Consider the following 14,663-nt stretch of genomic DNA (forward strand, 5'->3'; position numbering starts at 1 on the left):
CTGCCCGGCCGCTGCGAGCGGGCCCGGGCGTACCCGACGCCACAGCCGCGGTGCGCCCGGGGGCCGGGACGGGGTCCCGGGTCAGCGTCCGGTCAGGTGCAGCGGCGTGTTCGCCGGGTCGACGACCTCCGCCGCGAGCGGCGGCAGGGGAGCGGTGCCGCCCGGCCCCCAGGTGTCGGTGGGCAGGCCGTCGCGGCCGTGGGGCTCCAGGAACCGCTCGAGGGAGGGGCCGACGGGCACCACCTGGGTGGGGTTGATGTCCGTCTGCACCACGTAGTAGTGCTCCTTGATCTGCCGGAAGTCCACCGTGTCCCCGAACCCGGGGGTCTGGAACAGGTCCTTGAGGTAGCCCCACAGGTTCGGCATCGTGAACAGCGGCTGGCGGTTCGCCTTGAAGTGCGCGTAGTAGACCGCGTCGAAGCGCACCAGGGTGGGGAACAGGCGCACATCGGCCTCGGTGATCGCGGGGCCCATCAGGTAGCGGCGATCGGCGAGGCGCTCCTCGAGCACGTCGAGGGCGTCCCACAGCTCGCCGTAGGCGCTCTCGTAGGCCTCCTGCGTGCCGGCGAAGCCCGCCTTGTAGACGCCGTTGTTGACGCGGTGCAGCATCCAGTCGTTGAGCTCGTCGATCTCCGCGCGCAGCGCCTCGGGGTAGAGGTCCGGGGCGCCCTCGCGGTGCAGGGGAGCCCATTCGGTGGCGAGGTCCAGGGTGATCTGCGAGAAGTCGTTGGTGACCACCGAGCGCGTGGGGATGTCCACGAGCGCCGGGACCGTGATGCCGCGCGGGTAGTCGGGGAAGCGGGCGAAATAGGCCTCCTGCAGGCGCTCGTACCCCAGCACGGGGTCGCGGCCGCCCTCGTCCAGGTCGAAGGTCCAGGAGCGCTTGTCGTGGGTGGGGCCGGGCATGCCCACGCTGATGGCCTCCTCGAGGCCGAGCAGGCGGCGGGCGATGAGGGTGCGGTTCGCCCAGGGGCAGGCGCGCGCGGCGATCAGGCGGTACCGCCCGGCCTCGACGGGCCAGCCGTCGCGCGCGTCCCGGGTGATGCGGTCCGGGATGTAGGTCATGTCGCGCCGGAACTCGGACCCGGCGGTGACGTAGCTGCCCTTCTGGTCGTGATCCTGGGGTGCGTCGTCCTCGTGCGTCTCGCTCATACCGCCACCGTAGTTGAAAAGCGAACTACCCACAAGAGTCCTGCGGGCCGGGCCCGTCCGGTGGCGATTTCCGGGGCCGATGTCCCCTGACCTGCACCCCCGGTGACCCTCGTCATGTTCCTCGGTCCGCATCGCCATTTAGCAACGAGACCCTTGTAAAATCGAGGTGGCCGGCAGGTCCCGGCACGGCTCCGCCCGTGCAGGACATGACCGCCGCGCGTCGTCCGGCGCGCGTCCCGGCGAGGACAGGGAGGTGGAATCGTGGAGTCCGCACCGCATGCGCGGCTGGACCGCGAGGACCTGCACGACCGAGCGGTCGCCGGGTCCGATCCTCGGGACACCCGCGACCGCCTCATCGAGGCGATCTCCGCGCATGGGCCCATCACCGCCAAGGACCTGGCCGAGCGCTTCTGCATCACCAGCGCGGCCGTGCGCCGCCACCTCGCGGCGCTCGAGTCCGAGGGCATCATCCAGGAGCACGCGCTGCGCGCCACCCAGCGCGGACGCGGCCGCCCCTCGAAGGCGTTCGTCCTGGCTCCCGCCGCCCACGAATCCCTGGGCAGCGAGTACGACAAGGTCGCCCTCCTCGCCCTGGAGGAGCTGCTCTCCCTCGGGGGAGCGGAGGCCATCGGCCGCCTGGGCGAGGCGCGCGTGCGCCCGTGGATCCGCGAGCTCGCCTCCCGGATCCATCGGGCCGAGGAGTCCGGCCGCACGGTCGACCCCGCCGAGCGCGTGCACATGCTGGCCGAGCTCCTGACCGAGATGGGCTACGCCACCACGGCCCGGCCCGTCACGGTCCCGCTGCATGTCGCGGGATCGCGGCCCGGCGGCGGCACGCGTACGCTCAGAACGGCGCAGCTCGTCCAGGGCCACTGCCCGATCAAGGACATCGCCGCCGAGCACCCCGAGCTGTGCGAGGCGGAGACCCGGGCGATCTCCCGGATGCTGGGGGTCCCCGTCCAGCGGCTCGCGACCCTCGCAGGCGGCGCCCACGCCTGCACGACACACATTCCGCTCACGGAGGGAAGGACACCATGACGAGCGCACCCGAGCAGCTCAGCCAGGAGGAGATCATCTCCTCCATCGGCTCCTACGCCTATGGCTGGCACGACGAGGACGCGGCAGGGACCTCGGCCCGCCGCGGTCTCAGCGAGGAGGTCGTCCGCGACATCTCCCGCCTCAAGAACGAGCCCGAGTGGATGCTCAAGCGCCGCCTGCGCGGCCTGAAGCTCTTCGACAAGAAGCCCATGCCCAGCTGGGGCGCGGACCTCTCCGGCATCGACTTCGACAACATCAAGTACTTCGTCCGCTCCACCGAGAAGCAGGCGACCACGTGGGACGAGCTTCCCGCGGAGATCAAGGAGACCTACGACCGGCTCGGCATCCCCGAGGCGGAGAAGCAGCGCCTGGTCGCCGGCGTCGCCGCCCAGTACGAGTCCGAGGTCGTCTACCACCAGATCCGCGAGGACCTCGAGGCCCAGGGCGTCATCTTCCTGGACACCGACACCGGTCTGAAGGAGCACCCCGAGCTCTTCGAGGAGTACTTCGGCACCGTCATCCCCGCAGGCGACAACAAGTTCGCCGCGCTGAACACCGCCGTGTGGTCCGGCGGCTCCTTCGTCTACGTCCCCAAGGGCGTGCACGTGGAGATCCCGCTGCAGGCCTACTTCCGGATCAACACCGAGAACATGGGCCAGTTCGAGCGGACGCTGATCATCGCCGACGAGGGCTCCTACGTCCACTACGTCGAGGGCTGCACCGCCCCGATCTACCAGTCGGACTCGCTGCACTCCGCGGTCGTCGAGATCGTGGTGAAGAAGAACGCCCGCGTGCGGTACACGACCATCCAGAACTGGTCGAACAACGTCTACAACCTCGTCACCAAGCGCACCACCGTCGAGGCCGGCGGCACCATGGAGTGGGTCGACGGGAACATCGGCTCCAAGGTGACGATGAAGTACCCCGCGGTCTGGCTGCAGGGCGAGCACGCCCGCGGCGAGACGCTGTCCATCGCCTTCGCCGGCGAGGGCCAGCATCAGGACACCGGCTCGAAGATGGTGCACATGGCGCCCCACACCTCGAGCTCGATCGTCTCGAAGTCCGTCTCCCGCGGCGGCGGCCGCTCCTCCTACCGCGGCCTCGTGCAGGTCAACAACGGGGCGCACCACTCCGCCTCGACAGTGCTGTGCGACGCCCTGCTGGTGGACACCAAGTCCCGCACCGACACCTACCCGTACGTCGACGTGCGCGTCGACGACGTCCAGATGGGCCACGAGGCCACCGTCTCCAAGGTCTCCGAGGAGCAGCTGTTCTACCTCATGAGCCGCGGCATGGAGGAGACCGAGGCCATGGCGATGATCGTGCGCGGCTTCATCGAGCCGATCGCGCGCGAGCTGCCCATGGAGTATGCGCTCGAGCTCAACCGACTGATCGAACTGCAGATGGAAGGAGCCGTCGGCTGATGACGCTGACCACGGATCACTCGAAGGCCGAGCTCGAGAGCGAGGGCCTGAGCTTCGGCCCCGCCACCGGCGAGGAGTCGCGCGCCACGCGCCATGCCTCCTTCGACGTCGCCCAGCACCCGGTCCCCACCGGCCGCGAGGAGGAGTGGCGCTTCGCCCCCCTGCGCGACCTGCTGCCGCTGTTCCAGGCCGAGGAGACCACGGTCTCCGAGGAGCACCTGAGCTACGACGTCGACGAGGTCGAGGGCGTGCGCGCGGGCCAGCTCGGCTCCGGCGAGGGACCGCGCGACAGCGTGCTCGTCCCCGAGGACCTGGTGGCCGCCCGCACCGCCGAGCTGACCGCGAACGCCCTGCACCTGACGGCGCAGCGCAACGTCGAGGTCGACCAGCCCACGGTCGTCGAGATCGGCGGGCACGACGCCTCCGTCGTCGCGCACGGCGCGATCGTGCTGGAGACCGAGGAGAGCTCGAGCGCCACCTTCGTGCTCAACCACACCGGCTCCGCGCGGTACGCCCAGAACGTCGAGATGGTGCTCGGCGCGAACTCCCGCATGACCGTCATCTCCCTGCAGGACTGGGACGACGACGCCGTGCACGTGGCCACCCACGTCGCGAGCATCGGCCGCGACGCGACCCTCAAGCACATCGTCGTCACCCTCGGCGGCAAGGCCGTGCGCGTGAACGCGACCTCGCGCTTCACCGCCCCCGGCGGCGAGGTCGAGCAGATCGGCCTGTACTTCGCCGACGACGGCCAGCACCTCGAGCACCGTCTCTTCGTGGACCACGCCGCCCCCAAGTGCACGTCCAACGTGACCTACAAGGGCGCGCTCCAGGGCAAGGGCGCGCGCAGCGTCTGGGTGGGCGACGTGCTCATCCGCAAGGTCGCCGAGGGCACCGAGACCTACGAGGTCAACCGCAACCTCGTGCTCACCGAGGGCGCCCGCGCCGACTCCGTCCCCAACCTCGAGATCGAGACGGGCGAGATCGAGGGCGCGGGCCACGCCGCCGCCACCGGTCGCTTCGACGACGAGCAGCTGTTCTACCTCCGCGCCCGCGGGATCCCCGAGATCGAGGCCCGCCGTCTGGTGGTGCGCGGCTTCTTCGCCGAGCTGATCCAGAAGATCGATGTGCCCGACATCCGCGAGCACCTCACCGCGTCCATCGAGACCGAGCTCGCCCGGAGCATGAACTGACCATGCCCGAGATGCATCCCGTCGCGAACCTCGACGACCTGGCACCCGGCGAGGTGCTGGCCGTCGAGGTCGGCGGGATCGAGCTCGCCCTCGCCCGGGACGAGGACGGCGGCGTCCACGCGCTCGAGGACCGCTGCACCCACGAGGACGTCGCGCTGTCCGACGGCGACGTCGAGGGGTGCACCCTCGAATGCTGGAAGCACGGCAGCCAGTTCGACCTCGCCACCGGCCGCCCCCTGCAGCTGCCGGCCACCGCCCCCGTGGCCGTCTACGCGGTGAGCATCGACCCCTCCACCGGCACCATCAGCGTCGACACCTCGGCGCCGATCCCGGTGTGACCCCCTTCCACACATCCGTACAGCTCCCCGAAGGAGAACCCGCACCATGTCGATCCTCGAGATCAAGGACCTCCACGCCACCGTCGAGACGCCGGAGGGCACCAAGGAGATCCTCAAGGGCGTGAACCTGACCATCCGCTCCGGCGAGACCCACGCGATCATGGGCCCCAACGGCTCGGGCAAGTCCACCCTGGCCTACGCCATCGCCGGCCACCCGAAGTACGAGATCACCAGCGGCAGCGTCCAGCTGGACGGCGAGGACCTGCTGGAGATGAGCGTCGACGAGCGCGCCCGCGCCGGCCTGTTCCTGGCCATGCAGTACCCCGTCGAGGTCCCCGGCGTGAGCGTCTCGAACTTCCTGCGCACCGCCAAGACCGCGGTCGACGGCCAGGCCCCCGCCCTGCGCACCTGGGTCAAGGACGTCAAGGGCGCCATGGACAACCTGCGCATGGACCCGGCCTTCGCCGAGCGCAACGTCAACGAGGGCTTCTCCGGCGGCGAGAAGAAGCGCCACGAGATCCTCCAGATGGAGCTGCTCAAGCCCGCCATCGCGATCCTCGACGAGACCGACTCCGGCCTCGACGTCGACGCGCTGCGGATCGTCTCCGAGGGCGTGAACCGCGCCAAGGAGAACACCGAGGTCGGCATCATGCTCATCACGCACTACACGCGCATCCTCAACTACATCACCCCCGACTTCGTCCACGTGTTCGTGGGCGGCCGGGTCGCCGAGGAGGGCGGGCCCGAGCTCGCCGAGCGCCTCGAGAACGAGGGCTACGACCGCTACCTGACGACGGCGAACTGACGTCGTCCCGCCTCCGGGAGGAGATGCCATGACCGATCAGAGCGCCGAGCAGAGCGCCGGGGTCCACGTGACCGAGGAGCAGGTCCTCGAGGCCCTCAAGGACGTCATCGATCCCGAGCTGGGGATCAACGTCGTGGACCTCGGGCTGATCTACGGGGTCACGGTCGAGAACGGCGAGGCCGTGATCGACATGACCCTGACCTCCGCGGCCTGCCCGCTGACGGAGATGCTCGAGGAGCAGACCTTCGCGGTGCTGGATCCCATCACCGAGTCGCACCGCATCAACTGGGTGTGGATGCCGCCGTGGGGCATGGAGAAGATCACCGAGGACGGCCGCGAGCAGCTGCGGGCCATCGGCTTCAACCTCTGACCCCTCATCCCCGCCTCCGACCCGTGCCGGGTCGGGCGGGGCCGCGGGAGCTCGGCCGGACCGCTGCCCGCGGGCGGACCGACCGGCGGCGAACGGCGATCGTCCGAGACGCAGTCACCCTGTATGCCGTACAGACCTCTGATCTGGCATACAGGGTGACTTTTCATTCCGCGGCCCGCGGACCGCGAGCGCAGGCGCGGTTGCGGGAGGCGGAGCCGGCGCACGAGCGGATGCTCGGGCGAGAGGCCGGGCGCGCGCTGCTCCCGGGCCGGCCGGCGCTCAGCCGGCGAGGGCCTCCTCGAGGGGGATCGTGTCGATGTCGTGCGCCTCGCCGACCCCGGCATGGGTGAGCGAGCCGGCATGGGCGTTGAGCCCCAGGGCGAGCGCCGGATCGTCGCGCATGGCCTGCTGCCAGCCGTTGCCGGCCAGGCGCAGGACGTAGGGGAGGGTCGCGCTGGAGAGCGCGGCCGTGGCCGTGACCGGCACGCTGCCGGGCATGTTGGCCACGCAGTAGTACGTCGTGTCGTGCACGGTGTAGGTCGGCTCGGCGTGGGTGGTGGGCCGCGACCCCTCGAAGCAGCCGCCCTGGTCGATGGCGACGTCCACCAGGACGGCGCCGGGCCGCATGGCGGCGACCATGTCGTCGGTGACGAGCTTGGGGGCCCGCTTGCCGGGGATCAGCACCGAGCCGATGACGACGTCGGCCCCCGCGAGCTGGTCGGCCACGTCCAGGCGGGTGGAGTAGCGGGTGAGGATGTTGCCGTCGTGGACCGTGGCGATCTGGCTCAGACGGGCGAGGTCGACGTCCATCACGGTGACGTTGGCATGGAGGCCGCGGGCCATGAGAGCGGCCTGCTCGCCGACGACCCCGCCGCCGATGACCACGACGTTCGCCTCCCGGGTCCCCGGGACGCCGCCCATCAGCAGGCCCATCCCGCCGAGCGGCTTCATGAGGTGGTAGGCGGCGACCTGCGTGGCCAGGCGCCCGGCGATCGCGCTCATCGGCGCGAGCAGCGGCAGCTGGCGGTCCGCCCGCTGCACCGTCTCGTAGGCGATCGCGGTGGTCCCCGAGTCGAGGACCGCCCGGGTGAGGTCGGCATCGGCCGCGAGGTGCAGGTATGTGAACAGGATCTGGCCCGGGCGCATGCGCTCGTACTCCGCCGGCAGCGGCTCCTTGACCTTCACGATCATCTCGGCGCGGGCCCACACCTCCTCGGCGGTGGTCGCGATGCGCGCACCGGCGGCACGGTAGGCCTCGTCCGGGACGCCGGCGCCGGTGCCGGCCTCGTGCTCGACGAGGACGTCATGGCCGGCCATGACCAGCTCGTGCACGCCCGCCGCGGTGAGCGAGACGCGGTACTCGTGGTTCTTGATCTCTCGTGGCACTCCGATGAGCATCGGGGTCGATCCTCCGGTCTGGGTCGGGATCCCGGGTGGGGATCGCGGGGGAGCGGATCCGAGGTGGGGATCCGCGCTGATCCCGGGCCCCATGGCCCGGGGCATTCATCTCATCACAGGCACGGGTATTGCGTGGCCGCTTCGCGGGAGGTCTCCGTATGCTTGACGAGGCCCTGCCGCCGGGCCGCCCATCCGCTTGTCCCGAGGAGCATCCCCGCCGTGATCACCGTCCATGACCTCGAGATCCGCGTCGGGGCCCGCCTGCTCATGAGCGAGGTGAGCTTCCAGGTCACCGCGGGGGACCGGATCGGGCTGGTCGGGCGCAACGGCGCCGGGAAGACCACGCTGACCAAGGTGCTCTCGGGCACGCTGCAGCCGAGCTCCGGCTCCGTCGAGATCTCCGGGGAGCTGGGCTACCTGCCGCAGGACACCCAGACCGGCGATGCCGAGGAGAAGGTCATCTCCCGGATCCTCTCCGCCCGCGGGCTGGACGCTCTGCTGGTGCGCCTGCGCAGGGCGGAGGAGGACATGGCCGACATGTCCATCACCGACGCCCAGCGCGAGAAGGCCATGGCCCGCTACGTGCGGATCGACGCGGAGCTGGAGACCCGCGGCGGCTATGCCGCCGAGGCCGAGGCCAAGCGCATGGCCGCGAACCTGGGCATCCCCGACCGCCTGCTGGAGCAGGGCCTGGGGACGCTCTCCGGCGGCCAGCGCCGTCGCGTGGAGCTGGCGCGGATCCTGTTCTCCCAGGCCGACACGATGATCCTGGACGAGCCCACCAACCATCTCGACGCGGACTCCGTCGTCTGGCTGCGCGAGTACCTCCTGACCTACCGCGGCGGGCTGATCGTGATCAGCCATGACGTGCAGCTGGTCGAGCAGGTCGTCAACAAGGTGTTCTACCTCGACGCCAACCGCAGCGTGATCGACATGTACAACATGGGCTGGAAGCTGTACCAGCGCCAGCGCGAGGACGACGAGAAGCGCCGCAGGCGCGAGCGCGCCAACGCCGAGAAGAAGGCCGGGGCGCTCACCGCGCAGGCCGAGAAGATGCGCGCGAAGGCGACCAAGGCCGTCGCCGCCCAGAACATGCTCAAGCGGGCCGAGCGGATGATGGACGGGGTGGAGGAGGAGCGGCGCACCGACAAGGTCGCCAGCCTGCGCTTCCCCAAGCCCGCTCCCTGCGGCAAGACGCCGCTGATGGCCCAGGACCTCTCCAAGAGCTACGGCAGCCTGGAGATCTTCACCGGGGTCGACCTCGCGATCGACCGCGGCAGCAAGGTCGTGATCCTGGGCCTGAACGGCGCGGGCAAGACCACCCTGCTGCGCATCCTCGCCGGGGTGTCCGACTCGGACACCGGCGGCATCGTGCCCGGGCACGGCCTGCGCATCGGCTACTACGCCCAGGAGCACGAGACCCTGGACGGCGATCGCACCGTGCTGGAGAACATGATGAGCGCCGCGGTCGAGCTGCCCGAGGTCGAGGCCCGCAAGATCCTGGGCTCCTTCCTGTTCACCGGGGACGACGTGCACAAGCCCGCCAGGGTGCTCTCCGGCGGCGAGAAGACCCGTCTGGCGCTGGCCACCCTCGTCGTCTCGAGCGCGAACGTGCTGCTGCTGGACGAGCCGACCAACAACCTCGATCCCGCCAGCCGCCAGGAGATCCTGGGCGCGCTCGCGAACTTCGAGGGCGCGGTCGTGCTGGTCTCCCACGACCCGGGAGCGGTGCGGGCCCTGTCGCCCGAGCGCGTGCTGGTGATGCCCGATGCGGTCGAGGACCTCTGGAACGACACCTACGAGGAGCTCATCCAGCTGGCCTGAGCGCCGGGAGCTGCGTGCTAGCGTCGCGGCATGTTCGTCCTCTGCTTCGACCTGCACGGACGCGGTCGCACCGCGGTCGCGCGGTCCCGCGCGCACGGGGGAGCGCCCGACCGCGTCCCGGAGCTGCTCGAGGCCCTGGCGCCGGCGGGCCTGCGCCGCCCCGCGGAGCGCGCCGTCGGGGACCAGGCCGTCGCCGTGGCCGAGCGCGCCGAGGAGGCGCTCGCGCTGCTGCGCATCGGATGCGAGCTGGGGGACTGGGCGATGGGCCTGGGCATCGGCGCCGCCGAGGAGCCCGCGGCCCGCGCGGAGGCCTCCGCGGCGCATGCCGGCGCCGCCCCGGGGCCCGCGGATTCCCTGGGCGCGACGGCGCCCTCCCGCGGCGTCCTCACCTCCGTCCGGGAGGTGCGCGGCCCGGCCCTGCACGCGGCGCTGGACGCCCTGGACTCCGCCCGCCGCAGCGCGGGCGTGCCGCTCAGCGTCCGCGCCGCGGACCCCCGCCACGAGGAGACGGCCCGCGACGCCGAGGCGGTGCTGCGTCTGGTGGGCCGGCTCATCGGGGAGCGGGGGCCGGGCCAGCGCCGCGCCGTCGCCGCCGCGCGCGAGCGCCCGGGAGCGCGCCAGAGCGAGCTCGCCGAGCAGCTCGGCGTGCGCCAGCAGACCGTCTCGCGCGCGCTGCGGACCGCCGGCTGGCACGAGGAGACCGCGGCGCGACCGCTCGCCGAGCGCCTGCTCGCCATGATCGACCTCACGTCCGGGCGTGCGGCGGGCCGCTAGGACGGCGCCCGGACGGACGGGCGAGTATCCTGTGGACCGCGCGCTCCCGCGCACCGACCCCGCCCCACCGCACAAGGCCGCTCCGCCGCGCCGCGCGGACACGAGCCACCGAGGAGACACATGGCGACGACGAACGACCTCAAGAACGGAATGGTGCTGAACCTCGAGGGCCAGCTCTGGAGCGTGGTGGAGTTCCAGCACGTCAAGCCCGGCAAGGGCCCGGCCTTCGTGCGCACCAAGCTGAAGAACGTCCTGTCCGGCAAGACCGTCGACAAGACCTTCAACGCCGGCCTCAAGGTCGAGACCGCCACGGTCGACAAGCGCGACATGCAGTACTCCTACCTCGACGGCGACCTGTTCGTGTTCATGGACACGACCACCTGGGAGCAGACCAACGTCACGGCCGACGTCGTGGGCGATGCCGCCGACTTCCTCCTCGAGGGCCAGGACGTCGTGGTCGCCTTCCACGAGGGCACCGTGCTGTACGTCGAGCTGCCTGCGAGCGTCGTGCTCGAGATCTCGCACACCGAGCCGGGCCTGCAGGGCGACCGCTCCTCCGGCGGCACCAAGCCCGCCACCCTCGAGACCGGCCGCGAGATCCAGGTGCCGCTGTTCCTCGAGCAGGGCACCAAGGTGAAGGTCGACACCCGCAGCGGCGACTACCTCGGACGCGCCTGAGGTGACCGGCACCCCTGAGAGCCCCGCCCCCAAGGGGCCGGACCTCCCCCTCCCGTTCCGCGAGACGGAGGGGGAGGAGATCGCCTTCGAGCGCACCGTGCCGGCGCGCACCGACCGCCTCTCCGGCCGCACCCGCGAGCGGATCCGTGCCATCGACGTGGTGTTCGAGGCCGATGCCCGCCAGCTGCCGGTGCTCGAGGTCCTCGCCCAGCGGCTGGGCCGCACCGCGGCGCAGACCCCGCTGCCGGCGCGGTCCCGCGACCTGGTGCACCTGTACGCGCGTCACGCCGAGGAGATCGACGAGCAGCTGTCCACGCATTCGCGGGACTGGCCGCTGCACCGCATGCCCGCGGTGGATCGCGCCACCCTGCGCCTGGGCGCGGCCGAGGTGCTCTTCGAGACCCCGGCCGAGGAGCGCGGCGGCGTCATCGGCGAATACACCAAGATCGTCTCGGAGCTGTCCACGGACGACTCCCCGCGGTTCGTCAACGGGCTGCTGCAGCGGCTCGCGGACATCCGCGGGCTCCTCGGCTGAGGCGACGATGGCTCCGGCCGGAGCTGCTGCGAGGTACGAGCGGCGGCGCAGGCCGGTGCCGAGGAGCTCAGCGATCGATACGGCTGAGCAGCTCGGCGATCCCGCTCGGCCGGGGCGCGGGCCGACGCATCTGAGACGGACCGTCCGGCCCGGGCGCCGGACGGTAGGATCACCCGGAACGTTCCAACCTTTAACCGCACGTCCTGTGAGGCGTGGAAGGGAGGACCGCGTTGAACGACGCAGCCCACACCACCGCAGTGCTGGGGAGCGACGAGATCCGTCGCGCCCTGACCCGTATCGCCCATGAGATCCTCGAGGGCGGCCACGGAGCCGACGACCTCGTCCTGCTGGGCATCCCGCATCGCGGGGTCCCGCTCGCCGACCGGCTGGCCGCGACGATCCTCGAGGCGGAGGGCCGCCCGGCCGACCGCCTGCGCGACCTGGCCGGCTCCCTGGACATCACCCTCCACCGGGACGACCTGCGCCGGTCGCCGACCCGGCAGCCCGCCCCCACCGTCATCCCGCCCGGCGGGGTCGACGGCCGCACGGTGGTCCTGGTCGACGACGTCCTCTACTCCGGCCGCACCATCCGCGCCGCCCTGGACGCCCTGTCCGGCATCGGCCGCCCTGCCGCGGTGCGCCTGGCCGTGCTGGTGGACCGCGGGCACCGCGAGCTGCCGATCCGCGCCGACCACGTCGGCAAGAACCTGCCCACCTCCCGCAGCGAGCGGGTGCAGGTCCGCCTGCGGGAGACCGACGGCGTGGACGAGGTCACCATCGCCCGCGGCACCGAGGGGAGCACCCGCGCATGAAGCACTTCATCTCGATCGCCGACCTGAGCCGGGCCGAGGCCGAGTCCGTCCTCGCCACCAGCGAGCAGATGGCCGCCACCCAGTCCCGCTCGATCCGCAAGCTGCCCACCCTGGTCGGCACCACGGTGGTGAACCTCTTCATGGAGGACTCCACCCGCACCCGGATCTCCTTCGAGGCGGCGGCCAAGCGGCTCTCGGCCGATGTCATCAACTTCTCCGCGAAGGGCTCGAGCCTGTCCAAGGGCGAGTCCCTCAAGGACACGGCGCTGACCCTCCAGGCCATGGGCGCCGATGCCGTCGTGGTGCGCTCCAGCTCCTCCGGCGCCGCGCACCTGCTGGCCCACTCCGGCTGGATCGACCAGCCCATCGTCAACGCGGGCGACGGCACCCACGAGCACCCCACCCAGGCGATGCTCGACGCGTTCACGCTGCGCCGCCATCTGGGCGGGCGCACCGGGACGGCGGGACTGGACGGCCTGCACGTCGTGATCGTCGGCGACATCCTCCATTCCCGGGTGGCGCGCTCCAACGTGCTGCTGCTGTCGCTGCTGGGAGCCCGCGTCACCCTGGTCGCCCCGCCCGCGCTGCTGCCGGTCGCCTCGGGGGACTGGCCCTGCGAGGTCAGCTACGACCTCGACGCCGCCCTCGCGCAGGGCCCGGACGCCGTGATGATGCTCCGCGTGCAGCGCGAGCGGATGATCGGCGGCGGCTTCTTCCCCACGGAGGGCGAGTACGCCCGCCGCTACGGCCTGTCCGAGGACCGCGCCGCCCGACTGCCCGACCATGCCCTGGTGCTGCATCCGGGGCCGATGAACCGCGGCTTCGAGATCGCCGGCTCCGTGGCCGACGGCCCCCGCAGCGTCATCGTCGAGCAGGTCGCCAACGGCGTCAGCGTCCGCATGGCCGTGCTCTACCATCTGCTCGCCTCGAACGCCCGGGAGGACGCCTCATGACCACCGCACCCGCCCCCATCCTCATCGTCGGCGGCTCCCTCTACGGGGAGCGGACCGCGGACCTCCTGATCCAGGACGGCGCGATCGCCGCGATCTCCGCCGAGGGCGAGAGCCTCGAGGCGCCCGCGGGCGCCGAGGTGATCGACGCCGCCGGCTGCGTGATCCTGCCCGGCCTGGTGGACCTGCACACCCACCTGCGCGAGCCCGGCGGGGAGGAGGCCGAGACCGTCGACACCGGCACCCGCGCCGCCGCCCGCGGCGGGTTCACCGCCGTCCACGCGATGGCCAACACGACCCCGGTCGCGGACACCGCGGGAGTGGTCGAGCAGGTGCTGCGCCGCGGCGAGGAGGCCGGTCACTGCGACGTGCGCCCCATCGGCGCGGTCACCGTGGGCCTGGGCGGGGAGCGCATGGCCGAGCTCGACGCCATGGCCGGCTCCCGCGCCCGCGTCCGCGTGTTCAGCGACGACGGCAAGTGCGTGCACGACCCGGTGCTCATGCGCCGCGCCCTGGAGTACGTGAAGTCCTTCGACGGCGTGATCGCCCAGCACGCCCAGGATCCGCGCCTGACCGAGGGCGCGCAGATGCATGAGGGCGCCGTCTCGGCCCAGCTGGGCCTGGCGGGATGGCCCGCCGTCGCGGAGGAGTCGATCATCGCCCGCGACGTGCTGCTGGCCGAGCACGTCGGCAGCCGCCTGCACGTGTGCCACCTCTCCACCGCCGGCAGCGTGGAGATCGTCCGCTGGGCCAAGCAGCGCGGCGTCGACGTCACCTGCGAGGTCACCCCGCACCACCTGATGCTCACGGACGAGCTGGTCCGCGGCTACGACGCGACGTACAAGGTGAACCCGCCGCTGCGCACCGCCGCGGACGTCGAGGCCGTGCGCGCCGGGCTGGCCGACGGCACCATCGACATCGTCGCCACCGACCACGCCCCGCATCCGCGCGATGCCAAGGACCGCGAGTGGGACCAGGCCGCGATGGGCATGACGGGACTGGAGACGGCCCTGCCGGTCGTCCAGCGCACCATGGTCGAGACCGGCCGCCTGAGCTGGCGCGACGTGGCCCGGGTGCTGTCCGAGGCCCCCTCCCGGATCGCCCGGGACACCACGCAGGGACGGCCCCTGGCCGTCGGCGAGGCGGCGAACGTCCTGGTCTGGGACCCGCGCCCGGTCGCCGCGGTCGATCCTGCGGCGCACGCCTCCCGCAGCACGAACACCCCGTTCCGGGGGCGCGAGCTGCCCGGCCGCAACCTGCTCACCCTGCTGCGCGGCCGGCCCACCGTCCGAGACGGGCTCGTGCTGGACCGCTCCGGCGCTCCCGTCCCCGGCGAGCGGGGCCCGCTCCCGGCCGCCGAGGAGGACTGAGA

General features: G+C 71.8%; 15 protein-coding genes. 13 read left to right on the top strand and 2 right to left on the bottom strand.

Annotation, left to right across the window (positions count from 1 at the left end; genetic code table 11):
* Positions 1 to 81: 81 nt before the first annotated feature.
* Positions 82 to 1,152, bottom strand: a complete 1,071-nt coding sequence (locus tag ABD234_RS00555; RefSeq protein ID WP_038370311.1) for a glutathione S-transferase family protein — start codon at positions 1,150 to 1,152, stop codon at positions 82 to 84.
* A gap of 261 nt (positions 1,153 to 1,413) precedes the next feature.
* Between ABD234_RS00555 and ABD234_RS00560 the strand changes: the two genes are divergently transcribed.
* Genes ABD234_RS00560 through ABD234_RS00585 form a run of 6 tightly spaced genes read left to right on the top strand, consistent with a single transcriptional unit; the run spans position 1,414 to position 6,320 of the window.
* Positions 1,414 to 2,190 carry a helix-turn-helix transcriptional regulator gene (locus tag ABD234_RS00560; protein WP_232226156.1) on the top strand — a complete coding sequence of 259 codons (777 nt, stop codon included), beginning with the start codon at positions 1,414 to 1,416 and terminating at the stop codon, positions 2,188 to 2,190.
* Positions 2,187 to 3,614, top strand: coding sequence for a Fe-S cluster assembly protein SufB (gene sufB / locus ABD234_RS00565; RefSeq protein WP_038370310.1), 1,428 nt, complete (start codon positions 2,187 to 2,189; stop codon positions 3,612 to 3,614). Before ABD234_RS00560 ends, sufB begins: the two co-directional genes overlap by 4 nt.
* A complete protein-coding gene (sufD, locus tag ABD234_RS00570; protein WP_038370309.1) occupies positions 3,614 to 4,807 on the top strand; it encodes a Fe-S cluster assembly protein SufD in 1,194 nt (397 codons plus the stop codon). Before sufB ends, sufD begins: the two co-directional genes overlap by 1 nt.
* Before the next feature lie 2 nt (positions 4,808 to 4,809).
* Positions 4,810 to 5,145, top strand: a complete 336-nt coding sequence (locus ABD234_RS00575) for a non-heme iron oxygenase ferredoxin subunit (protein ID WP_038370308.1) — start codon at positions 4,810 to 4,812, stop codon at positions 5,143 to 5,145.
* Positions 5,146 to 5,191: 46 nt separating this feature from the next.
* Positions 5,192 to 5,950 carry a Fe-S cluster assembly ATPase SufC gene (sufC, locus tag ABD234_RS00580; RefSeq protein ID WP_038370307.1) on the top strand — a complete coding sequence of 253 codons (759 nt, stop codon included), beginning with the start codon at positions 5,192 to 5,194 and terminating at the stop codon, positions 5,948 to 5,950.
* 28 nt (positions 5,951 to 5,978) lie between these two features.
* Positions 5,979 to 6,320: a metal-sulfur cluster assembly factor gene (locus tag ABD234_RS00585; protein ID WP_038370306.1), complete on the top strand. Its 342-nt coding sequence runs from the start codon at positions 5,979 to 5,981 to the stop codon at positions 6,318 to 6,320.
* 279 nt (positions 6,321 to 6,599) lie between these two features.
* Here ABD234_RS00585 and ald read toward each other — a convergent pair whose 3' ends face one another.
* Positions 6,600 to 7,718, bottom strand: coding sequence for an alanine dehydrogenase (gene ald / locus ABD234_RS00590; RefSeq protein WP_038370305.1), 1,119 nt, complete (start codon positions 7,716 to 7,718; stop codon positions 6,600 to 6,602).
* Positions 7,719 to 7,937: 219 nt separating this feature from the next.
* Here ald and ABD234_RS00595 point away from each other — a divergent pair, with 219 nt between their 5' ends.
* From ABD234_RS00595 to ABD234_RS00625, 7 genes are all read left to right on the top strand, one after another.
* Positions 7,938 to 9,542, top strand: a complete 1,605-nt coding sequence (locus ABD234_RS00595; protein ID WP_038370304.1) for an ABC-F family ATP-binding cassette domain-containing protein — start codon at positions 7,938 to 7,940, stop codon at positions 9,540 to 9,542.
* A gap of 30 nt (positions 9,543 to 9,572) precedes the next feature.
* Positions 9,573 to 10,316 (top strand): hypothetical protein, encoded by a 744-nt coding sequence (locus ABD234_RS00600; protein WP_038370303.1) that lies wholly within the window; start codon positions 9,573 to 9,575, stop codon positions 10,314 to 10,316.
* A gap of 120 nt (positions 10,317 to 10,436) precedes the next feature.
* Complete coding sequence (gene efp / locus ABD234_RS00605; protein WP_038370302.1) at positions 10,437 to 10,994, top strand: elongation factor P; 558 nt, start codon at positions 10,437 to 10,439, stop codon at positions 10,992 to 10,994.
* A gap of 1 nt (position 10,995) precedes the next feature.
* Complete coding sequence (locus ABD234_RS00610) at positions 10,996 to 11,529, top strand: transcription antitermination protein NusB (protein WP_038370301.1); 534 nt, start codon at positions 10,996 to 10,998, stop codon at positions 11,527 to 11,529.
* 230 nt (positions 11,530 to 11,759) lie between these two features.
* Complete coding sequence (pyrR, locus tag ABD234_RS00615) at positions 11,760 to 12,341, top strand: bifunctional pyr operon transcriptional regulator/uracil phosphoribosyltransferase PyrR (RefSeq protein ID WP_038370300.1); 582 nt, start codon at positions 11,760 to 11,762, stop codon at positions 12,339 to 12,341.
* Positions 12,338 to 13,294, top strand: coding sequence for an aspartate carbamoyltransferase catalytic subunit (locus ABD234_RS00620; RefSeq protein ID WP_038370299.1), 957 nt, complete (start codon positions 12,338 to 12,340; stop codon positions 13,292 to 13,294). The genes pyrR and ABD234_RS00620 overlap by 4 nt, the downstream gene beginning before the upstream one ends.
* Complete coding sequence (locus ABD234_RS00625; protein WP_051486425.1) at positions 13,291 to 14,661, top strand: dihydroorotase; 1,371 nt, start codon at positions 13,291 to 13,293, stop codon at positions 14,659 to 14,661. Before ABD234_RS00620 ends, ABD234_RS00625 begins: the two co-directional genes overlap by 4 nt.
* The last annotated feature ends 2 nt before the right edge of the window (positions 14,662 to 14,663 follow it).

This window comes from Brachybacterium phenoliresistens, from assembly GCF_039530785.1.
GTDB lineage: Bacteria > Actinomycetota > Actinomycetes > Actinomycetales > Dermabacteraceae > Brachybacterium > Brachybacterium phenoliresistens.